Origin of the sequence: Niallia taxi (assembly GCF_032818155.1) — a bacterium.
Classification (GTDB): domain Bacteria; phylum Bacillota; class Bacilli; order Bacillales; family Cytobacillaceae; genus Niallia; species Niallia taxi_A.
In genome coordinates, this window is record NZ_CP102590.1 from 167,371 (window position 1) to 187,928 (window position 20,558).

Sequence of the window (20,558 nt, forward strand, 5' to 3'; positions counted from 1 at the left end):
ATTCCCCAGTTTAAAGGAGGTTTTAATTTGGCATATTTAAATTATATTGTCCTTGCATTATTACTATTTTTCTTAATGAAAAGGGTTCTGACGATAAAGGGAGTTAACAATATTACCACTAAAGAATTAAAAAAAGAATTAAATAATAAGAACAAACAATTTGTTGACGTTCGAACAAATGGAGAGTTTAGAGGAAACCATATTAAAGGTTTTAAAAATATACCACTCCATCAACTTGCTCAAGTTGCTGGAAAAGACCTTTCGAAGGAAAGAGAAGTTATCGTAATTTGTCAAAGTGGAATGAGAAGTCAACGAGCAAGTAAAGTCTTAAAAAAGTTAGGTTTTAAAAACATAACTAACGTTAAAGGCGGCATGAGTGCTTGGTATTAGAATAAATAGAAGGAGAACTAACTAATGAAACAAATGACCGTAAAAGAAGTAGAGGCTCTAATAAACGAAGGAAAAAAATTTAATATTATTGATGTACGAGAGGTGGATGAAGTTGCCACTGGGAAAATACCAGGTGCGGTTAATATTCCATTAGGGTTAATTGAGTTTCGCATGCATGAATTAGAAAAGACTAATGAATATATCATGGTATGCCGTTCTGGTGCAAGAAGTGGCCGTGCCACACAATTTCTTAAGGAATATGGATTTAATGTAATGAATATGACTGGTGGAATGCTTGCTTGGGAAGGGAAAATAGAATAAATTTTTTTGAAATAAATAATACCCTTGTGGGTATAGATGGAGGATGGAAAAATGAAGAATTTAAAAGCTAACACAATTTTAGATGCTAAAGGTTTAGCATGTCCCATGCCAATTGTTAAAACAAAAAAAGAAATGAATAACTTAGAGGCAGGGCAAGTATTAGAAGTTCAAGCGACAGATAAAGGCTCTAAAGCAGATATGAAAGCTTGGGCTGAAAGCACTGGACATCACTATCTAGGAACAATGGAAGAAGGGGAAGTGCTGAAGCATTATTTGCGAAAATCTTCTAACGAAGAATCGAATGAAAAAAAACACCCAAATGTTATTAGCAATGAAGAACTAGAGAAGAAGATGGAAGCAGATAAGAACATTGTAGTTATTGACGTTAGAGAAAATGCAGAATTTGCTTTTAACCATATTCCTAACGCTATCTCTATCCCATTGGGTGAATTGGAAAACAAATTGAATAAGTTAAACAATAATGATGAAATTTATATAGTTTGTAGAACAGGAAATCGTAGCGATCTTGCTGCACAAAAGTTAACTGAAAATGGATTCAAGAATGTATTTAATGTTGAACCAGGTATGAGTCAATGGAGTGGAAAAACAAGTAGTATAAATGATTAAAAAATGGGGGAATTAACGATGAATAAAAAAGTAGCAATTATTGCAAGTAATGGTGGATTATTTGATGCTTATAAGGTTTTTAACATTGCAACTGCGGCAGCTGCAACCGATCAACAAGTATCTGTTTTCTTTACTTTTGAAGGGTTGAATTTGATTCATAAGGAAGCATATAAGCAATTAATCATGCCTGAAGGTAAGGAGCAGTTTGCAGAGGGATTTATTAAGGCAAATGTTCCTCCCATTCCAGAATTAGTGGCTATGGCAAAAGAAATGGGAGTTAAATTTATAGGTTGTCAAATGACAATGGATGTTATGGGATTGGAAAAAGAAAATTTTGTCGATGGAGTGGAAGTAGGCGGAGCAGTAACATTTCTGGAATTTGCAAATGATGCAGATGTAACTTTAACTTTTTAACATCATATATTTTTTAAATAAGATAATACCATAGGGGGTATTTGGATGACTGTTAATGTAATGACTTCAAAGGATGTAACGAAAAAAGTTTTGAATAAAGAAGAGTTGTTTATTCTGGATGTTCGTAATGAGAGTGATTTTATTGATTGGAAGATTGAAGGAGAAAACTTTGAATTTTTAAATACTCCTTATTTTGAATTACTTGATGGCGTGGATGAAATCATAGATGAAATCTCCACTAGTAAAGAAGTACTGGTTGTTTGTGCAAAGGAAGGTTCATCTGTAATGGTAGCAGAAATGCTTTCTGATGTCGGATTAAATGTTTCCTATTTACAGGGTGGAATGAAGGCATGGAGTGAACATTTAGAACCGGTTAAGATAGGTGACTTGAATGATGGTGGTGAAATTTATCAATTTGTTCGAATAGGTAAAGGTTGTCTATCCTACATGGTGTTATCGGAAGGAGAAGCAGTAGTAATTGATTCAACGCGTATGACGGATATCTATCTTGATTTTGCAGTAAGTAAGGGAGTGGAAATTAGACACGTATTTGATACTCACCTTCATGCTGACCATATTTCCGGAGGACGTACAATTGCTGAGAAAACTGGTGCTGTCTATTGGTTACCACCTAAGGATGCAACGGAAGTGACTTTTTCTTACCAGCCATTAGAAGATGGAAATGATGTAACAATTGGTAATACAACCATTAATATTGCAGCCTTGTATTCACCTGGACATACGATTGGATCTACTTCCTTTATTGTGGATGATAAATACTTGCTGTCAGGCGATATTTTGTTCATTGATTCTATCGGAAGACCTGATCTTGCAGGTATGGCAGAAGACTGGGTGAGTGATTTAAGAGAGACTTTATATAAACGATACAAAGTATTGTCAAAAGAGCTAATTGTCCTTCCAGCACACTTTATGATAATAGCTGAGTTGAATGAGGATGGAAGTGTTGCAGAAAAACTAGGGGAATTGTTTGCAAAAAACCATGGACTCCATATAGATGATGAAAACGAGTTTAGAAAAGTAGTAACTGAAAACTTGCCGCCACAACCAAATGCATATCAAGAAATTCGTGAAACAAATATGGGGAAAATGAACCCGGAATTAGATAAACAACGTGAGATGGAAATTGGACCTAACCGTTGTGCCGTTCGTTAATTAAAAAATAGGGGGAATAACAAATGGATTCAAATAAAGTATTAGATGCAAAAGGTTTAGCGTGCCCAATGCCGATAGTAAAGACAAAAAAAGCAATGGTAGATATCGAAACAGGTGAAGTATTAGAAGTCCATACAACAGATAAAGGAGCGCTTAACGATTTAACAGCTTGGGCTAAATCAGGAGGACATGAATTAATAAAACATGAAGACGATAATGGAGTATTAAAATTCTGGATTAAAAAGGGTTGAAAATAAAGGGGACCAAATAAGGTTCCCTTTTTATAAAGAGGTGTAACAACATGGATATTACTATTATATCTACAATTTTTGTTATTGGATTTGTCGGTTCTTTTATTTCTGGGATGTTAGGAATTGGTGGTGCTATCATCAACTATCCCATGTTGCTATATATACCAATAATGTTAGGAGTAGGACATTTTACAGCACATGAAGTTTCAGGGATTACTGCCATTCAAGTGTTTTTTGCAACACTTGGAGGTGTTTTAGCTTATCGTAAGGATGGATTTCTAAATAAAACGTTGATCATTTACATGGGAGTAAGCATATTAATTGGAAGCTTTATTGGAGGACTCAGTTCTACTCATATGCCGCAGAATGGAATAAATATTGTTTATGGAATCTTAGCTCTTATTGCCGTTATTATGATGTTTCTTCCTAAAAGACGGGTTGAGGATGTTCATTTTAATCAAATAAAGTTTAATAAATGGCTTGCATCCTTGTTTGCGTTCATAGTGGGTATTGGTGCAGGAATTGTAGGTGCAGGTGGAGCATTCTTGTTAGTACCTATAATGCTTGTAGTCCTTAAAATACCAACAAGAATGACGATTGCTTCTTCCTTGGCCATTACATTGATCTCATCCATTGGGGCTGTTTCTGGAAAAATCACAACAGGAAATATACCTATACTACCTGCATTAATTATGGTTGTAGCGAGCTTAATCGCTTCGCCTATAGGTGCCAACATGGGTAAAAAATTGAATACAAAAGTATTACAAGGGACAATGGGTCTATTAATTTTAGCAACTGCAGTGAAGACTTGGTTATCTATCTTATAAAAATGAGGCTGGGACATAAGTATGTGAATCTGCGCAAAAACCGAACTAATTAAACCCATATTCTATTTAGTCTCGGGATTCATTTATAAAATTTAGATGTAATCTTATTATTCGTGTTTAGAAAGTTTATCTTTTGTTTTGTCCCAGCCTCTTCTATTTAATCAATGGTACGAAGAGAATTTAGGTTTTTAAATACAGCTTATATCTGGTTTTTCTCAAAAATATCTTTTAAAAAAAGGATTACTGGATTATAAATTAGACAAATACCTATTCTTAAATAGACAACCTTCCTTGACCTGCATCATGCATAGTATAAATTAAAAAATGGAGGTAAGTTTATGTATCCTTCTGTAACAACTGGCCTAAATGGAGTAGTTTATCAGGGTTATTCTCATGCTCATCACGGTCCTTGGGGGCAACCTTTACATTGCTCTGGTCCTTCCTGTCACGTTCACTTTGGTCAAAAAATGTATAATATACCACATCCACCCCTTTCCCCATTTAATTACTATCAATATCTTGGACCAATGGTTCCAGCAGCCCATAGGCAAAATGACATAATCCCTTTAATTGAGAAATCTATAGATGGTGAGTTTTCTGCAATAGCGTGTTATCAGCAACTAATAAATATGGCACCAACAAGAGAACAAAAAGAAATAATCACTGAAATTAGGAAAGATGAAATGAGACATTTAAATACCTTTTCTAAAATTTATAGTCAACTAACAGGGCAAAAATACAACCCGAAAATAACTGAAGAGTGTCCTAGTAACTTTAAAGCTGGATTAGATTTTGCTTTTCATGATGAACAAAAGACTGTTGATCATTATTTAGAGATAAGTTCCAAAACAAATAATGAATATATTAGAGAGCAATATAAAAGAGCGGCCAGTGACGAACAAAATCATGCAGTTTGGTTTCTATATTTTCTAAAGTAATATTCATTGGTCTTAAATGTAAAGTTGAAATGGAATTGATTCTACTCTTTATCTATGGGTGAACTAATAAAGTCATTATAACAATCGATATAAAGGTTGTTTTGTGTAAGTAAAACAGCATAAAATACTTCTTTTATGTCTACTCGACTTCTCTTGAGTTCATCATCTAACCACTGTGTTTTAAGGTTATTTTGTTGCAAATTTGCATCTATAACCTTTCCATCCATAATTAACTCTATAGGCAGTTTTTCTTGAGAAGATATGTATAAGTGCAAGTCCTGCATGGTAACATTTCGATACTGTGGTTTTTTTAATACGGTTAAAGTACCTTTTGTCTCCACTAATGCATATAACACTTCCTGTATATTAAAAACATTTTTCTCTCTTAGCTGTTGATTTAAATAGTCAATTGTATAACGCATTTTTTTCATATTATCTTCTAATATCTTTCCATTTTGTATAACTACAGTAGGATCTCCTGATTTCAATATTTTTTTCTTGATAATGAGTTATTATTCTTCCAGCACATAATTCAGTAATTAGATAGGTTAAAGCTAAAAAGGAGGGGAGATACATATGTTGTCTTGTCTATAGGTTCTGTGAACCCAAAAAGTAATAAAATTTGCCTCCCATAATGGATATGTTGATGTGTTAATTGATAATTAACCTGTTTTCAGGGGAAATTAACACAGCAATTAATTGCATTGGAGGTTTAAAAATGAGAATAAGTAAATATCCAAAATCAATGGCACTGTTAATTTTGGTTATTCCTTGGTTATCAGCACCTTTGCTAGGAAAAGAATCTATAAAGCGTTTTCTGCCCGCTGGAATATTTATATCGTTCATAGTCCATATGTTCAATTTTATAGCCAAAAAGCGTAAATGGTGGCTATGGTACCAAGTACTTTCTCCAAAGTTAACTTGGGTATTACCTTTTACATGGGGTCCATTTATAATCGGTTCTTTGTGGATATTAAAGTATACATATGGGAAATTTTTTAGTTATTTAGTGTTAAATTTAATTGTAGATGGAGCATTCACTTATATTTTTGTTTATTATTTTAAAAAAACCAAGGTATTTTCGTTGTTGAGATTCAAAAAAATTCAATTACTAAGTATTTTTATGATTGATACCTTATTATTGTATTTATTTCAATTTTTTCTGGAGAAGCAAAAAGGAAAATGAATTTTTAAAAAAAGCGGGTTGTTATTTTGGTGACCTTTGATTCAGGAAGAAATAATGCTCTGTTTGACTTTGATCCTATCGTGGCAGCATTCCTGTAATAAAAGAAATAGCGAAAAGACAAATTTGTGAAGAAAGTACGTACATTGACGAGGGCATTATTTAAGTTAATTAATTCACAAAGCATTTAAAGTCGATGTTCCAACTTAGTACATCGACTTGTACCATTTTAATTATCAATAATACACCTAATGAGAGGGCGGCATTATATCTTTTAGCTATTTAACTGGATTGGTATCATCCGGAATGACTTGAATGATAATTTCATGGTAATGTTTTTCTTCTATCAATTGGGCTCACGCAGCTTCTTTCTGATTTAAGATAATTTCATAACGCTCTTGAATAGTAGAATAACCTTCTAAACATAAATCTGCATAGTATTTAATTTCATCCAAATATTCCACATTTTTTTAAATTAGGTGATTATTCGCTATATCCACTTTTGGCATGTGCATATGGAATATGTATAACGTTAACTGTTAAGATAATAAGAAAATGCGCTTTTACTGTCATTTTCCTCATTATGATAGCAATAGTTTATTTAAGGGTGCTTGCTCAATTTACAGGTGATGACACAGCAGGTCCAATATCACTTGGTCTAATGGGGATTTTAGCAACAAGCGTAGTCGCAACTTTTGTGAACGTTCTTCAAAAACAATCAAAAATGTCTTGGATGAGAGACCAAAAAACGATTAACATTTTTAAAAATAATGTGAGGCATTATTATGAAGATATCAACCAACCACATGTGTTTTTGAGATGGCAAGAGAAAATACAAGCGGAATCCTGCTACCGAATTAGGATGTATCTAACAGCAGAACTAATGATCATCTTTTGGTGATACTAAAACTAATAGAAAATATTAGAGTTTCTTTGCGGTAGTTTACCATTTAAAGAGGGAAGTTATGCTTAATAAGTGATTTTAAGGGAATAGGAAACTTATAAAATATTAAAAGAGGTGATTATATTGGGTGAAAGAATAAATTTAACAGCAGAACAAGAAGGACTTAAACAGCGTTTGCAAGAAAGCTTTAACCTAGTTAGAGAGGGTAACAGTGCAGGAGGTTATGGAGAAGCTTATAATGAAGAGTTTAACGAAATGACTGAACTTGCTTTTCAACTAGCTACATCATTAAATACGCTACCAGTATTTTCTCAGGATGTACTAAATGGAGCAGATGATTTAACACCTGCAGACAGAGCATTTTATAACCATCAGCATGTTGTTGAAGACTTACTAAACTATTTAGAGGATGATGAAGCAAACAATCAGCCTGCTGATGTCACTCTAAATAAAACTCTTGATTTTTGAGTCACACGAATAGATGGGGGTTTGATGATGTAATCCGGCTTACACGTAATGAAGAAGGATGGGAAGCATCGGCAAATTTACAGGGTGGATAAGCAGATATTGAAGATAAAAGTACTACAGCATGACAGTGTAAGCTATCCTTACGACCTAAGCAGAAATATGGAATGCATCTAATGGAACAAGTAGAGAGGAAATTCAGGACAGCTTATTGCTGTTGCTAGAAGGTTTTCTATAGACAGGAAGAAGTAAGCCAGATTTACGATAAATGATTAATCCAAGTAAAATAATACCCACATATAATAAAATGTACCCTATAGAGTAGACGCTTTGAAATAATGTCTATCTATAGGGTGTTTTTTTGATAATGGATTAAAAATAATTTAATATTGAGGGGGTTATTATGTCTTATTTACTAATAAGAAATTGCAGTAGTATCAAATAATCTGTATGTAAATTCGGTTAATCCAAAGGGGATTACTTATTCGGAGGAAATAAAACAAGAACATCATAAAGGAAAGTTAGCAAGAGAGATTTTTTGAGGAGGCAGGATTTGACGTGTTAATATACAAGAAACTGATGCTATTAAAGAAAAAAAATTTTAGATTAAATTCCAGAATTAACTCAAGAGACAGTAGAGTTTTTTAAAGAGACCTAATATAGACACTATAAACAGACACTATATTTTGCTGTTTGTGTTGTGTTGAGTAATATATCACCAAATGCTGAAGTAGCATTAATTAATCTATGGAGGGGAATTCTGAAATTTCAGTAGTTATGCAGAGCAGCTTGCCCCATTTGTATAGTGTTCCAGTTGGAAAGTAAAAGCAATCTAGACATAGTTTAAGTCACCATCCATTGTTGATGATTTATCATTGTTAACTTTTTATTTTTTACAGACTCCACCTTTGTACACTACCGTGTTCACTTTCTTTCATACTATAAGAAAAGTATGAATTTACAAAGGAGGCAAGAAATAGTTGAGTGACCGTGCTACTTTATTTAAGTCTGCAAAAGGACCAAAGGGGAAATTTCTTACAGGTAATTTGGATGCATTCCGTTCCGATCCACCAGCATTTCTTCAACAAATGGCGGAGGAATATGGCGATCTTGCAAAATTCCGTTTAGGTCCATTGAAAAAAGTTTATTTAGTTTCTAATCCAGATATGATTAAGCAAATTCTTGTAACAAAACAGCAAAATTTTGTGAAATCTGATGATTTTAAGGTATTAAAGCCTATTTTCGGTGAGGGGCTTCTGACTAGTGATAAAGAATTTCATATGAAGCAAAGAAGACTTATTCAACCAGCCTTCAAAAAAACACATATCATTGATTATGCTCAGGATATGATCAATATAACAAAGGAATATTTGTCAACCTGGAAGGATGATGAGGAACGGATAATTACCCAGGATATGATGAATATCACCCTCGGTATTATTTGTAAGACGATGTTCAGTATGGATTTTAAAGAAGGATATCAGGTTGTTGGAAAACCACTTGAAACTGCTTTAAAATTAACCGTTAAAAGGATGAGAAGCGTAATTAAGCTGCCATTATGGATTCCGACGCGTACTAATCGAGAGACTAAGAAGGCAATTAAGGAGCTTAATCGTGTGATTTTAGAAATAATCCAAAAAAGAAGAAATGATCCAGTAAAGTATGAGGATATGCTTGGCATCTTAATGGATGCAAGGGATGATGAAAATGACATTGGTATGTCAGACAAGCAGTTGCGTGATGAAGTGATGACTATTTTTATCGCTGGACATGAAACAACAGCTAACGCCTTGTCATGGACTTGGTATTTACTTTCCCAAAACCCCGGGGTGGAAGCAAAGCTGTACGAAGAAATCGATAACGTTATAGGAGATAACGAGCCAACTCCAGCAGATTTCATGAAATTAACTTTTACTCAAAATCTTATATGGGAATCCATGCGTATGTTTCCTCCATCCTTTGTCACTAGCAGGAAAGTGGATAAAAATGTAGAAGTAAATGGATATCACTTCAAAAAAGGTGACATGATTCTTGTCAGCCAATATGTGATGCATAGAAAAGCCGAATATTTTGAGAGTCCAGAATCCTTCATTCCGGAACGCTTTGAAAATAATTTTATAAAAACCATTCCACAATATGCGTATTTTCCGTTTGGAGGAGGACCAAGGGTATGCATCGGAAATCACTTCGCATTAATGGAGGCAGTTCTAGTATTAGTGTCAGTGGCACAGCGTTTCAAACTTAACTTAGCTCCAAACCATCATGAAATTAAAACATTCCCTTCTATTACACTGAGACCGAGGCGTGGTATACGGATGATACTGCAAAAGAGAAAGACGACAGGCCAATAACGACTGTTATAGAGTTCCTCCTCAAATAATTGTTCACAACTTTCAAAAAAAATAAAGACTAAAAAGCAGCAATTAAATGTAGTAACATTATTATAACAATATAAGATGGGGAGATGAGTGACTTGGCAGGTTTTGAATTACAAAACAGCATAATAAACAACATCATAAAGGAAGAAAGATTTGTAACCGTCTATACAACCAAAAAAGGTGTTCCCATCCGCTGCAAAATAACGGGAAATGATAAGTTCACATTATTGCTGGACGTGGAAGGCAAACAGCAATTAGTGTTTAAAAGCGGGATCAGCACGATTTTAGCAGGTAAACAGGTAATAAAATTTTAATGAAAAAAATAACTCCCTACTGCGTAGTAGGGGGTTATATCATTTAGTCAGCTTATTCCGATCCTCCATTTGTGGAGGCTCCTCCATCCACCCGTTCTTAATCATAATTTTCCCGCCATCTTGCGCAAATGTGTATATGTCTTTTGCAAGTAGTGACATTTTTGTAGGAAGATCATTGCGCAAGCTGAATGCACCGCCTAATGCATTTGTTCCAAGTCCAAATGAAGTTAATAAGCTAGTATTATACATCATTAATTTGTCTGAAAAAGGCGCGACTTTGGAGGCAGTTGCTTTTCCTGCATGGGTTGCTGGAGGTTCTATATAGCTGTGCCGCAGAAATTCTCCTAGATCAACCTCGATTTTTTTTGATAATTTCATGCCTTTAACAAGGTAGTCTTGAACAGCTTTGTTTTCCGCTACTTGAGCAAACCCAATCATTAATTGCATACCTACAAGATTTGTTTCAATTGCATGATGAATGAGTGAAACCTCTATCGTATTTAAAGACCTTTTTTCACCTAACAAACCAAAACCATTTCTGTATTGATTTTCTTGCACAAAATGCACTTCTTTTGGCATGGAAACAAATGGTGGCCGAACTAAAACGCCTTTCTTTAACAAATATTGTGTTACTTGGTTGTTAATTGCTTGTGATTCAGCCGTCAAACTAATAAAAAGATTATTAATATCCTCCCGATAGGAAATCCCACAAAAAAGGGAAAATAAGCTCATTTCCACTTTCGTCATCATATGTAAATACATGATGTCAAAAAGGAAATCAAACAGCTTAGGTACACCATTATTGACATCATTCGCAGTAAAACCGATTGGGATTGCAGCTCCTTCTTCCTTGAAAATTTCCGTAATCAAATCAACTGCTTTAATAGTGCTATCATAATGCATTTGTAAAAGCGGCTTCGCTTCCACATCAGCATGCTCTATAAAATGTTCCAGCATTCTTAGCAACATCGTTTTTTCTTGATACGTCATCCATAAATTCGCCAATTCAGATGATGTAATTGGAACTTCACGTGAAGTCATATTAATGCCTCCCTAGTTTTATTCATTTATTTTAACCACAATAAAATATTTTACTAAAATAAATTTCGGGAGGGAAAGGACAAGTGCTGATACAAGGATGGACAAGAGGCATAGGATAATATCAGGATAATTCATCACATATCTCTATGTATGAAAACCCCAAACTCCTTTAACATCCTTTGAGATGCGCTTATGCGCATCTCTTTTTTTTGAATATTTCTTAGTGTACCAACACTCCTTTGCTCGATAAAAGCTTGAAAGCATAACTGTAAAAACACATGAAAGCGTTAATTCGCTTTATTGCACTAAAGTGAATTTCTGTTTATAATGGCTTGAAAGAAAGGTGGGAATAGTTTGAAACAAATAAATTATTATACGTCACTAGTGGTAGGCACTCTTATTATTTCTTTATCATTTACCTTATTACAGGGCCCGAATCAAATTGCTTCTGGAGGGCTTACAGGTGCATCGCTAATTATAAGCAATATATTACACTTGCCTTCATCCTTGGTTTTATGGGGAGCTACAGTATTTTTATTATTAGTTTGCTCTTATTTTCTAGGAATACAATTGTTGGTGAAATCTATTGTCGGTTCACTGTTAATACCGCTTTTCGTCTATTTAACGAATGGGATGCCGGTTCTAACAAATGATCCATTATTGGCATCGATATTTGGTGGATTAGGTGTTGGGATTGGATTAGGTATTGTCTTCCGTGCAGGTGGTAATACAGGAGGATTCACATTAATCGCACAATTGCTTTTTCAGTTAAAATCGGTTAAGCACAGCACAACGGTACTATGCTTGGATGCACTTGTTATGATTGCTGGTGGAATAGTGTTTTCGCCTGAAAATGCATTGTACGCCTTAGTTGGAGCCTTCATAACACGTAAAACAATGGATGTCATCCAAGGTAATAAAAAGGGTTCAAAAGTTGCGTACATTATCTCTTCCAAGGAGTATGAAAATGAAATAAGCAATAAGGTATTACATAGGCTTGACAGAGGCTTAACAAAACTGACAGGGTCTGGCGGTTATACAAATACGGAAAGAATTATTATGATGATTGTCCTTCATCCATCAAAAGTAAATGACTTAAAAAACCTGGTTCAAAGTATAGATCATCAGGCTTTTATTATTATGAGTGATGCAACTGAAGTGTTTGGCGAGGGGTTTAACTCTTCTGGACTTTCATTAGGAAAAGGTTAAGGAAGTATAACAAAGACTTGTGCACAAGAATGTCATAAAGGAATGAAAAAAGCTGCTAAAGAATACTTATTAATAACTAATCAGGGGCAATATAATTAGTATCTCTATTGAAAATAGTTTATGAAGGGATGATGAATGATGAAAATATCAACAACATGGACAGGCGGGATGGCGTTTTTAGGGAAAACACCTTCTGGACATGAATTAAAAATGGATGCTGCAGAACAAGTAGGTGGCAATAATACTGGTGCAAGGCCAACAGAATTACTTCTCCAAGCAGTCGCTGGTTGTACGGGAATAGATATCGTCTCAATTTTAAGTAAAATGCGTTTAGAAATAGTTTCCTTCGAAATGGAATTGAACGGTACACGTGCAGAGGATTATCCGCAGCGATTTACAGAGGTCCATATTCATTACTCACTTGAGGGTGATTTGCCCGAAGAAAAGGTAGTGCGTGCTATTCAACTTTCAAAGGATAAATATTGCTCAGTATCTAATTCCATAAACGCGAATATTACTGTCAGCTATTCCATTAATGATAAGGAGCGCAAACAGCTATCGTAATTTAGTGATTAATTTCATGAAAATGGTATCCTCTCGTTGCAACAGCATAAAATCCTCCTATATAATATTTTTTTTGGAGGTGCAAAATGCAGGAAGGGCAAATTCGAGCAATTGTTATATGTGTATTTAACAAAAATGATACAATCCTAGTATGTGAAGGCTTTGATGAGGTTAAGCAGGAGTATTATTACCGGCCGATTGGCGGTGGAATTGAATTCGGAGAAACAAGTAAGGAAGCATTAATTCGGGAAGTACAGGAAGAAATTAATGCAAAGATAGAGCATGTAAAGTATTTAGGGACAATTGAAAATATCTTTTCATATAATGGGATGCATGGACATGAAATGGTTACAGTTTACGATGCCATGTTTGTAGATGAAACATTTTATGAAAAACCTGTCTTTTTTGGCCAGGAGGATAATGGAGAAACATTTAAACTGCTATGGAAACCTATTAGTGATTTCGGAACAGGAAGGTTAAGATTAGTTCCAGAGAATTTGCTACGGTTGCTGTAAGAAGCATTTTACTTTGTATAAAATTGTCCTTTTTTACAAAATATATATATAAATTATTTATTTCATTCATCGAATGAAGGTGGGTTGATTTATGTATGTATTATGGATAACTTTTGCTATCTTGATTATTGTCCTATTTGTTATGCCGAAAAGGTTAACGTGGCGGGAAAATATCCTTGCCATTTCAGTTGTAAGCTATTGTGCTTGGATTGCCCATTTTCTTATCGCCGTAAAACTAGATTACGTAGATTTCGGCCCAACAAAAGAGGTAGAGTATACGGATTTTTTTCTAGTGACACTTATACCTCCATTACTTGCGATTACATATTTAAACTATTTAAAAAATAACCATTATATTATGTATGCTGTTATTTGGTCGGTAGGATCTTTTTTAATTGAGTATTTACTATCTCTATCAGGATTTATGAAGCATTATGAGTGGAGGTTATGGTATTCCTTGCCTGTTTACCTTCTTTGCTATTTAGGATTAAGAGTAGTGTACAATAAATTGATAAAATGTCCTTCGCAGGTTTCGTCAGAAAATTGACATGTAAAAGGTTTACTTACTACTTGTTTTGAATTAAATTGAAATTATTCCTTTAAAAACCAATAAATACCATGTTATAATAATAGTGTAGCTGTCGCATAAAAAATGTGGCAAGAAAAGAACTTCCACCTGTCCTACGTGGAAGTTCTTTTTTATTATCAATTTTAGGAGAAAAAATAATGAAACTTGTTGGATTTGTTATTGCAATCATTTCAATTATTATTGTCTTTTTTCAATATAATCTTGCAGTATTACTCTTTGGTACGGCATTGGTCTTTTTTGGGATTGACGATCATAAATCAAAAAACAAGTCCCTTTCATACATCTTTATGACAGCTGGTTTTGTATTTATTATTGGAATCTTGATTAAAGGTCTTTGATGTTGGCAGGAACGAATATTTTGTTTCTATTGAAATTATGCCTATAAAATTAGGATTTAAGTCTAAGGTGAAAACGAACTATTTTATCGGTTAATAGTTCGTTTTTTGTATTTTCATTTTTTAAGTTCACCATTTATATATATTAGATTATGCATCTTTCTTTTTGTTACTGTAAATGCAGAAAATGAAACCCATTTCAATGTTAATCCGTATACTTACTATCAGCAAAAAAAATTAATAGAAAAAGTAGCACTCAAATGGAGGTATTCTAATGATTTCTGTTATTCCATGGAAGTTCCATTCACTTATGCAAAGGACTACTGACAGTGGTTTTCCTATTTTAGATGCACAAGCAAACCAAATAGGATTAATTGAATTGTCGTTTGGACTGTTTTCTAGAAAAAAGGAAGAAGGCAATTTATTTTCAAACAAAGAGGTTCTAGTAAGGCAAAATTGCATTACCCTGCAGGACAATCGCAAGGAGAATATTGTCACCATCACATGCAATACGCGTCCTAGAACAATAGGTAATCAAGTACTAGAAAGAAAAGTCAATTATACTCATGATGGAGAGACACATACATTTCATATTGATTATCTTAATGCATCAGCTAAGTATTACTATCAATTTCATTTCAATGATGACACATATCAAGTGTTTTTTGACGATGATGGCTTAATATTTGAAATCCAAAAAAATAGTGCGTTTGTTGCTAAATTTGAACAGGGCAATAACAATAAACAAAGTTATGAAGTAGAGGCTCATTACGAAAAGGATGTATGGCTGTGGCTCGCTTTGTTTGTTCATTTGCAGTATAACTTTCCAAGAAACAATGGCATTATATTTCGAGGATAATAATTATGCAAGAAGGAAAAACGACTACTTATGCAGTCGTTTTTTTTACTGTATATTCGCGGAAAACTGTAAATCTTATCTTAAAAAGAAGTGAGAATACTAAAACTGCGTGCGTTATTTCTGATCAACCGTACAGTATGATTGCTAGTATTAAACTCCATTCCTTTTATCAAAGCTTAGATTCTACTTTGCTGTATGCGTTAACTTCTTTTGTTTAGTTAGCTAGTTAGTTGGGAATAAGTAACTATCCTAAAAGATAATAATGCGTGCATGAGCGCAAATACATACTATTTTCGGACAGGCATCGAAAGGGAAGGAGCATACATGAAGAACAATGCAAAAGAAATAACAATCCCAAGAAGTATAGGCTATGGATTAACGGATATTATGGGAGGCGGAGCATTTACCATTATTTCAGCATGGCTGCTGTATTACTACACAACCTTTGTTGGATTAACTCCTGTTGAGGGAGCATCTATCATTGCGATTGCTCGAATAGTTGATGCGATTGTCAGTCTTGCTATTGGCAGCATAACAGATAATTTCTATAAATATAAAATCGGCAGGAAATTCGGCAGGAGAAGATTCTTTCTTTTAATTGGTGCTCCGTTAATGTTTACTTATATTTTGCTATGGGTAACAGGCATGAATTACTGGTATTATTTAGTTAGTTATTTATTATTTGAAATAGTGATGGCATTAGTGTTAATTCCATGGGAAACATTACCGTCAGAAATGACAAAAGACTTTAATGGGCGCACGAAATTATCGACAGCCAGAATGTTCTTGTCCAGTTTAGGCGTGTTTTTAGCGACATTTATTCCTGGAAGACTAATTGCGTTCTTTGGTGAAGACAATGGCTATGCTTATTTTATTAATGCAGTTATTTTTGCCATTATATTTGCCATTTGTATCTTCATTTCTTATAAGGTTACTTGGGAAAAACAGCTGAGTCCTGAAGAAGAACGAGAGTGGATAAATAGAAGTAAAACAGGCGAACGAAAAGGTGCTAAAGAATTACTTGCAGCCTTTTCCGAAACGGTAAAAGCGTATATTTCCACTTTAAAAATCAGAAGTTTCAGAAAACATTTAATGATCTATTTATTTTCTTATACGGCAAAGGATGTATTTAATGCTGTGTTTGTTTATTTCTGTGTATTTGCATTAAGTATTTCTTCGTCAGTAGCAGGAAATATGCTTTCTTTAAGCATCATTGGTATTCCTATTACAATTGTTGCTGGGTTCCTTATGATTAAAATTGGCCCAAACAGTTTATATAAGGTTTCTTATAGTTTGATGATTATGTGTTTAGCAGCCTTTTATGCAGTTTATGTTATAAAACCAGACTCGATGATAATGTACATATTTATTATTTCAGCTCTTTATCAAATAGGCAGAGCAATATTGGACTTTACTCCTTGGAATGTTTTCCCGTTTATTCCGGATATTGATGAAATTGTAACACAACAGCGACGTGAAGGTGTTTTTGCTGCAGTAATGACATTTACAAGAAAAAGTACTGTCGCGCTTGCAACCTTCTTTGTAGGGATTATATTACAATTTGGTGGTTACACTGCTGGGGCAACGACGCAAACACCTCAGGCAGTTCAAACCATTGTATATACGATGGTAATTGGTTCAACATTGCTTCTTATAGCAGCATTGGCAGTTGTATTTACCTTTAAGTTAAATAAAAATACACATCAAATTTTAGTGGCAGAGATTGATCGATTAAAAAATAACGGTTCTAAACGAGAGGTTGACCCAGAAACAAAAGCAGTAGTAGAAGACCTGACTGGATATAAATATGAAGATGTTTGGAAGGAAACGAAGGGAAATTCTATAAAATCTGCTTGCGGTTAATACCATCATATCATAAGCTGCTAAAGGACATTGTCGTGTAAAAATAGACAAACCTTTGGCTTTTTTCTTGTCTTTAAAAGCTTAAGGAAAACAACCTGACCACTGACATGAAGAGGTGCGTTTTTTCATACTATATTTTGGGGGTGGGAAAATGCCGCGAGTAAATTATAAAAGCTCGGATGATGAGAGCGGAAGCAGAAGGCGAAGGGCAACAAGGAATGTTATACGTTGGAAATGTTATTGTAAACCGCCTGAAAGCAAATTGCTCCGACTTTGAAGGATTGCGAACAATTCCACAGGTTATATATCAGGTTCAAGGAAATAATTATTCATTTGAAGCCGTACAAAAAGGCAATGTTTTTTATCAAAGAGCGAGAACAGCAGAAAAAAAATTAGCAAAAATGAACTTGGATTATTGGCGAGATCATCCAGGAAAATTTGCTCTTTGGTATTTTAATCCATATGCTCCATGTCCCCCGACTTGGTACGGTCAGCCTCAATCAGGTCAATATAAAAATCACTGTTATTATGAACCAAAGGCAGGCACGTGTGAAGGTGTTTATACAGGGGGATAAGCAAGGCTTCCATACTATTAAGGGGATATTCCTGAACATGCAGGCAATCCCTTTTTTTAAAGGACTCTTAGAGAGCACCTGTTAGACTCATAATCTCTCTATCTATTTTATAAGTATATGTATATAATAATGGTGTGTATGACATGAAATAAGTTTAGTTAAAATTTAGGAGATTATAATGCATTTTCAATACAACCAGCTCCTGCTTCAAATGTTAATCGTTCAAATTCCTATTATTCTCTATTTAGTGTTAGCAAATGGCCGAATAGACGATAAAAAGGAAAAAGTCATGTGGGGATTATTTTGTACTATTACACTGGCACTATCCATTACTTTTTCCATTATTCTTGATGGAGTTCGTCTTGATGCTCGTGTGGTGCCTTGGTATTTAGCGTTTATATACGGGGGAACAGGTGCAGGATTATTTGTTTCGATTTCGTTCTTTTGTGTTCGATCCTTATTTGGTGGAGTCGGTATGATTCCCTCCTTTGTCGCAATGCTGATTTCTATTATGTTTATTTTCATTGCACAGAAGAAGTTTCATTCTTTGCCTGTTAAGAAGAAAATTTATTTATCTGTTTTTTATGTTACCATTTGTTCTGCGATGCTGCCGTTTATTGCGGTATTATTCGGTAACGATATAATGACTATGACAATATTATTAAATTATCTTTTGTTTATCCTAGTCAACGGTATTCTAGCTTGGTTTTCGATCTACTTAATCGAGTCACACCGTGAAAAGGTGCTGTTAAGAAAAGAAGTTCAAAGAAATGAAAAGATGCAGGTTGTTGGCGAGCTTGCTGCTAGTGTAGCACATGAAATAAGAAACCCGATGACGAGTATTAAAGGCTTTTTGCAGCTTCTCCATACAGCTGATAATATATCAGAGCCGCAAAAAGAGTATTTAAAAATAAGCTTAGAGGAAATAAATAGAGCTAATGAAATAATTTCTGATTATCTCTCTTTAGGAAAAAATCAAACAAGAAAAAAACATAGTGTTATGGATTTAGAGCTAGAAGCAAAAAAATCAATTTCCTCCCTATCTTCTTATGCACTTATGAGCAATGTGGAGATTTCCTTAGAAGTAGATGGACGAGCGGTCATTTCGGGAAATTCATCCCAGATTCAACAAATGTTTATCAATATTATTAAAAACTCCATTGAAGCAGCTGCGAAAAATGTTAGTGTAAAAATCAGCCAGAATAAGAAGCAGGTTGATATTTTTATTGTAGATGACGGAGAAGGCTTAACAACAGACCAAATCGATAAGCTTGGTTTGCCTTTTTACTCAACAAAGGAAAAAGGGACAGGCCTGGGGTTAATGGTAACACTTCAAATAATTGGTGAGATGGGAGGAAAATGGCGCGTAACAAGCGATAAAAAGAATGGAACCATTTTCCAAATAACTTTCCATGAAATTTAACAAAATACTGAATAAAGCGGTTTTCCGATATAAAGGAAAACCGCTTTATTTTTTTATAATTTTCAAATTCATTAAAAGAAATGCTTGAATGTAAGTAAATGTTTAGTAAATATGAATTGGTATCTATATTAGAACCTGATATTTTTTACGTTTATTTAGTAATTAAATTCTAATTTTACTTATAAAATAAGTGTAAGAACAAATATTTAAGTGTTTTTTTAAGAATCTATTGAATGTAAGCGTATTCCATGTTATATTTTCGTTAGAATATTTAGTTAATATAACTAATGGTGGTAGGTGAACTAGTGGCAACTATAAAGGATATTGCAGAAAAAGCGAATGTTTCTACTGCAACTGTCTCAAGAATACTTAATAAAGATCAAAGCCTGTCTGTAACAGAGGAAACGAAAAAGCGTGTAATGAAGGTGGCAAGTGAGTTAGATTATAAACCAGTAAGAAAAAAGCAGACGAAAGAAATAAAAAAAGTAAACAATTATCAAATCGGGATTATCTTTTTGAATGATGAAGCAATTGATCCTTATTTTCAATCCATCCGCCTTGGTGTAGAAACCATTTGCAGTCAATTTTCTATTAATCTTGCAGTAATGATGACAGTCGGAAACACTCCCGTTTCATCAGAAGGTCTTGTTGGGTTAGATGGATTGATTGTGATTGGCGACATTGATATAGCGGATCTGCAAACACTATATATGGAAAACGAGCATATTATTGCCGTAGATCAAGTGCCAGCAGTTTCGAATATTGATGTTGTTGTTGCAGACTTGAAAGGAGCAACACGGAATGTGCTTAATCATCTCTTTGAATTAGGGCATACAGATATTGCCTATATCGGAGGAGAGGGAAAGGTATTTAGTGTGAGCAATCTTCATACAGCTGCAAAGGTAGATATAAGAAGAAAAACGTATGAACACGTTATGAAGGAGAACGGGTTAATCTGTCACGTGCTTGAAGGAGATTGGGGACCAAGTGGAGGCTATTCCTTAACAAAGCAACTCATTGACTCCAACCAAATTCCAACAGCTATTGTTGTTGCAAGTGACCCGATGGCTTTAGGTGTTCTTCGTGCATTGCATGAAAATGATATAAACGTACCGCAGGACATCTCTGTATTCAGCTTTGATGATATTGAAGCAGCTGCATTCATGAACCCGCGGCTTTCTACTGTAAAAGTATATGGGGAGGAAATGGGGAAAACAGCGGTAAAGCTGCTTTATGACAGATTGAATGGCAGAAGTGTTCCAATGAAAGTGACAATACCTACTGAACTAGTGTTTCGTGATAGTGTAAGTGATGCAAAAAAATCAGTATAGCGAATTATCTATTATATAAATGTTTTGGAAAAGAAAACAGTGTGACTATTAATAGAGGGAGTTGGCCGT

At 34.4% G+C, this 20,558-nt stretch carries 23 protein-coding genes and 2 pseudogenes; 23 read left to right on the forward strand and 2 right to left on the reverse strand.

Annotation, left to right across the window (positions count from 1 at the left end; all coding sequences use genetic code 11):
• The first annotated feature begins 27 nt into the window (after positions 1-27).
• The 8 genes from NQZ71_RS19995 to NQZ71_RS20030 all read left to right on the forward strand — a co-directional run bounded on the left by NQZ71_RS19995 (position 28) and on the right by NQZ71_RS20030 (position 4,941).
• The gene (locus NQZ71_RS19995) at positions 28-390 is read left to right on the forward strand and encodes a rhodanese-like domain-containing protein (RefSeq protein WP_275007540.1); all 363 of its coding nucleotides are present in this window, start codon (positions 28-30) and stop codon (positions 388-390) included.
• Positions 391-414: 24 nt separating this feature from the next.
• Positions 415-711 carry a rhodanese-like domain-containing protein gene (locus NQZ71_RS20000; protein WP_317012194.1) on the forward strand — a complete coding sequence of 99 codons (297 nt, stop codon included), beginning with the start codon at positions 415-417 and terminating at the stop codon, positions 709-711.
• A 51-nt stretch (positions 712-762) separates the two neighbouring features.
• The gene (locus NQZ71_RS20005) at positions 763-1,338 is read left to right on the forward strand and encodes a sulfurtransferase TusA family protein (protein WP_144454605.1); all 576 of its coding nucleotides are present in this window, start codon (positions 763-765) and stop codon (positions 1,336-1,338) included.
• 18 nt (positions 1,339-1,356) lie between these two features.
• Positions 1,357-1,752: a DsrE/DsrF/DrsH-like family protein gene (locus NQZ71_RS20010; RefSeq protein WP_275007211.1), complete on the forward strand. Its 396-nt coding sequence runs from the start codon at positions 1,357-1,359 to the stop codon at positions 1,750-1,752.
• A 45-nt stretch (positions 1,753-1,797) separates the two neighbouring features.
• Positions 1,798-2,925 (forward strand): MBL fold metallo-hydrolase, encoded by a 1,128-nt coding sequence (locus tag NQZ71_RS20015; RefSeq protein ID WP_144454603.1) that lies wholly within the window; start codon positions 1,798-1,800, stop codon positions 2,923-2,925.
• Positions 2,926-2,948: 23 nt separating this feature from the next.
• A complete protein-coding gene (locus NQZ71_RS20020; protein WP_275007209.1) occupies positions 2,949-3,176 on the forward strand; it encodes a sulfurtransferase TusA family protein in 228 nt (75 codons plus the stop codon).
• Between the two features lie 50 nt (positions 3,177-3,226).
• Positions 3,227-4,003 (forward strand): sulfite exporter TauE/SafE family protein, encoded by a 777-nt coding sequence (locus tag NQZ71_RS20025; protein WP_275007207.1) that lies wholly within the window; start codon positions 3,227-3,229, stop codon positions 4,001-4,003.
• 527 nt (positions 4,004-4,530) lie between these two features.
• The gene (locus NQZ71_RS20030) at positions 4,531-4,941 is read left to right on the forward strand and encodes a ferritin-like domain-containing protein (RefSeq protein ID WP_144454646.1); all 411 of its coding nucleotides are present in this window, start codon (positions 4,531-4,533) and stop codon (positions 4,939-4,941) included.
• Positions 4,942-4,982: 41 nt separating this feature from the next.
• Here the strand turns inward: NQZ71_RS20030 and NQZ71_RS20035 are convergent.
• A pseudogene (locus NQZ71_RS20035) lies at positions 4,983-5,450 on the reverse strand (DUF421 domain-containing protein); the annotation flags it as partial.
• Positions 5,451-5,659: 209 nt separating this feature from the next.
• On the opposite strand from NQZ71_RS20035, the gene NQZ71_RS20040 reads away from it, so the two are divergent.
• The 5 genes and pseudogenes from NQZ71_RS20040 to NQZ71_RS20060 all read left to right on the forward strand — a co-directional run bounded on the left by NQZ71_RS20040 (position 5,660) and on the right by NQZ71_RS20060 (position 10,185).
• Positions 5,660-6,127, forward strand: coding sequence for a hypothetical protein (locus NQZ71_RS20040; RefSeq protein WP_144454599.1), 468 nt, complete (start codon positions 5,660-5,662; stop codon positions 6,125-6,127).
• Between the two features lie 475 nt (positions 6,128-6,602).
• Positions 6,603-6,880 (forward strand): annotated as a pseudogene (locus NQZ71_RS20045) (DUF2975 domain-containing protein); the annotation flags it as partial.
• A gap of 271 nt (positions 6,881-7,151) precedes the next feature.
• Positions 7,152-7,496, forward strand: coding sequence for a hypothetical protein (locus NQZ71_RS20050; RefSeq protein WP_144454598.1), 345 nt, complete (start codon positions 7,152-7,154; stop codon positions 7,494-7,496).
• A gap of 977 nt (positions 7,497-8,473) precedes the next feature.
• Complete coding sequence (locus tag NQZ71_RS20055; RefSeq protein ID WP_317012195.1) at positions 8,474-9,844, forward strand: cytochrome P450; 1,371 nt, start codon at positions 8,474-8,476, stop codon at positions 9,842-9,844.
• 122 nt (positions 9,845-9,966) lie between these two features.
• The gene (locus tag NQZ71_RS20060) at positions 9,967-10,185 is read left to right on the forward strand and encodes an RNA chaperone Hfq (RefSeq protein WP_275007199.1); all 219 of its coding nucleotides are present in this window, start codon (positions 9,967-9,969) and stop codon (positions 10,183-10,185) included.
• Between the two features lie 39 nt (positions 10,186-10,224).
• Here the strand turns inward: NQZ71_RS20060 and NQZ71_RS20065 are convergent, their stop codons facing one another.
• The gene (locus tag NQZ71_RS20065; RefSeq protein WP_317012196.1) at positions 10,225-11,226 is read right to left on the reverse strand and encodes a DUF3231 family protein; all 1,002 of its coding nucleotides are present in this window, start codon (positions 11,224-11,226) and stop codon (positions 10,225-10,227) included.
• Positions 11,227-11,580: 354 nt separating this feature from the next.
• Here NQZ71_RS20065 and NQZ71_RS20070 point away from each other — a divergent pair, with 354 nt between their 5' ends.
• The 10 genes from NQZ71_RS20070 (at position 11,581) to NQZ71_RS20115 (ending at position 20,489) form a co-directional block, all read left to right on the forward strand.
• Complete coding sequence (locus NQZ71_RS20070; RefSeq protein ID WP_144454594.1) at positions 11,581-12,435, forward strand: YitT family protein; 855 nt, start codon at positions 11,581-11,583, stop codon at positions 12,433-12,435.
• Positions 12,436-12,573: 138 nt separating this feature from the next.
• Positions 12,574-12,999 (forward strand): OsmC family protein, encoded by a 426-nt coding sequence (locus NQZ71_RS20075; RefSeq protein ID WP_275007539.1) that lies wholly within the window; start codon positions 12,574-12,576, stop codon positions 12,997-12,999.
• Positions 13,000-13,085: 86 nt separating this feature from the next.
• Positions 13,086-13,514, forward strand: a complete 429-nt coding sequence (locus tag NQZ71_RS20080; RefSeq protein WP_275007196.1) for an NUDIX hydrolase — start codon at positions 13,086-13,088, stop codon at positions 13,512-13,514.
• 91 nt (positions 13,515-13,605) lie between these two features.
• Positions 13,606-14,061 (forward strand): hypothetical protein, encoded by a 456-nt coding sequence (locus NQZ71_RS20085; protein WP_144454591.1) that lies wholly within the window; start codon positions 13,606-13,608, stop codon positions 14,059-14,061.
• A gap of 179 nt (positions 14,062-14,240) precedes the next feature.
• On the forward strand, positions 14,241-14,441 hold the full coding sequence (locus NQZ71_RS20090) for a hypothetical protein (protein ID WP_144454590.1): 201 nt from the start codon (positions 14,241-14,243) through the stop codon (positions 14,439-14,441).
• 271 nt (positions 14,442-14,712) lie between these two features.
• Complete coding sequence (locus NQZ71_RS20095; RefSeq protein ID WP_317012197.1) at positions 14,713-15,297, forward strand: hypothetical protein; 585 nt, start codon at positions 14,713-14,715, stop codon at positions 15,295-15,297.
• A 324-nt stretch (positions 15,298-15,621) separates the two neighbouring features.
• Positions 15,622-17,160 carry an MFS transporter gene (locus tag NQZ71_RS20100; protein WP_317012198.1) on the forward strand — a complete coding sequence of 513 codons (1,539 nt, stop codon included), beginning with the start codon at positions 15,622-15,624 and terminating at the stop codon, positions 17,158-17,160.
• A gap of 218 nt (positions 17,161-17,378) precedes the next feature.
• On the forward strand, positions 17,379-17,735 hold the full coding sequence (locus NQZ71_RS20105) for a cell wall hydrolase (RefSeq protein WP_394374147.1): 357 nt from the start codon (positions 17,379-17,381) through the stop codon (positions 17,733-17,735).
• Between the two features lie 178 nt (positions 17,736-17,913).
• On the forward strand, positions 17,914-19,158 hold the full coding sequence (locus NQZ71_RS20110; protein ID WP_317012199.1) for an ATP-binding protein: 1,245 nt from the start codon (positions 17,914-17,916) through the stop codon (positions 19,156-19,158).
• A 305-nt stretch (positions 19,159-19,463) separates the two neighbouring features.
• On the forward strand, positions 19,464-20,489 hold the full coding sequence (locus tag NQZ71_RS20115) for a LacI family DNA-binding transcriptional regulator (RefSeq protein ID WP_186304002.1): 1,026 nt from the start codon (positions 19,464-19,466) through the stop codon (positions 20,487-20,489).
• Positions 20,490-20,558: the final 69 nt, after the last annotated feature.

Coding starts and splice junctions, on each gene's coding strand:
- NQZ71_RS20000 (WP_317012194.1), top strand. CDS start 415: ATGAAACAAATGACCGTAAAAGAAGTAGAGGCTCTAATAAACGAAGGA.
- NQZ71_RS20005 (WP_144454605.1), top strand. CDS start 763: ATGAAGAATTTAAAAGCTAACACAATTTTAGATGCTAAAGGTTTAGCA.
- NQZ71_RS20010 (WP_275007211.1), top strand. CDS start 1,357: ATGAATAAAAAAGTAGCAATTATTGCAAGTAATGGTGGATTATTTGAT.
- NQZ71_RS20015 (WP_144454603.1), top strand. CDS start 1,798: ATGACTGTTAATGTAATGACTTCAAAGGATGTAACGAAAAAAGTTTTG.
- NQZ71_RS20020 (WP_275007209.1), top strand. CDS start 2,949: ATGGATTCAAATAAAGTATTAGATGCAAAAGGTTTAGCGTGCCCAATG.
- NQZ71_RS20025 (WP_275007207.1), top strand. CDS start 3,227: ATGGATATTACTATTATATCTACAATTTTTGTTATTGGATTTGTCGGT.
- NQZ71_RS20030 (WP_144454646.1), top strand. CDS start 4,531: ATGGTTCCAGCAGCCCATAGGCAAAATGACATAATCCCTTTAATTGAG.
- NQZ71_RS20040 (WP_144454599.1), top strand. CDS start 5,660: ATGAGAATAAGTAAATATCCAAAATCAATGGCACTGTTAATTTTGGTT.
- NQZ71_RS20065 (WP_317012196.1), bottom strand. CDS start 11,226: ATGACTTCACGTGAAGTTCCAATTACATCATCTGAATTGGCGAATTTA.
- NQZ71_RS20075 (WP_275007539.1), top strand. CDS start 12,574: ATGAAAATATCAACAACATGGACAGGCGGGATGGCGTTTTTAGGGAAA.
- NQZ71_RS20080 (WP_275007196.1), top strand. CDS start 13,086: ATGCAGGAAGGGCAAATTCGAGCAATTGTTATATGTGTATTTAACAAA.
- NQZ71_RS20085 (WP_144454591.1), top strand. CDS start 13,606: ATGTATGTATTATGGATAACTTTTGCTATCTTGATTATTGTCCTATTT.
- NQZ71_RS20090 (WP_144454590.1), top strand. CDS start 14,241: ATGAAACTTGTTGGATTTGTTATTGCAATCATTTCAATTATTATTGTC.
- NQZ71_RS20095 (WP_317012197.1), top strand. CDS start 14,713: ATGATTTCTGTTATTCCATGGAAGTTCCATTCACTTATGCAAAGGACT.
- NQZ71_RS20100 (WP_317012198.1), top strand. CDS start 15,622: ATGAAGAACAATGCAAAAGAAATAACAATCCCAAGAAGTATAGGCTAT.
- NQZ71_RS20105 (WP_394374147.1), top strand. CDS start 17,379: ATGTTATACGTTGGAAATGTTATTGTAAACCGCCTGAAAGCAAATTGC.
- NQZ71_RS20110 (WP_317012199.1), top strand. CDS start 17,914: ATGCATTTTCAATACAACCAGCTCCTGCTTCAAATGTTAATCGTTCAA.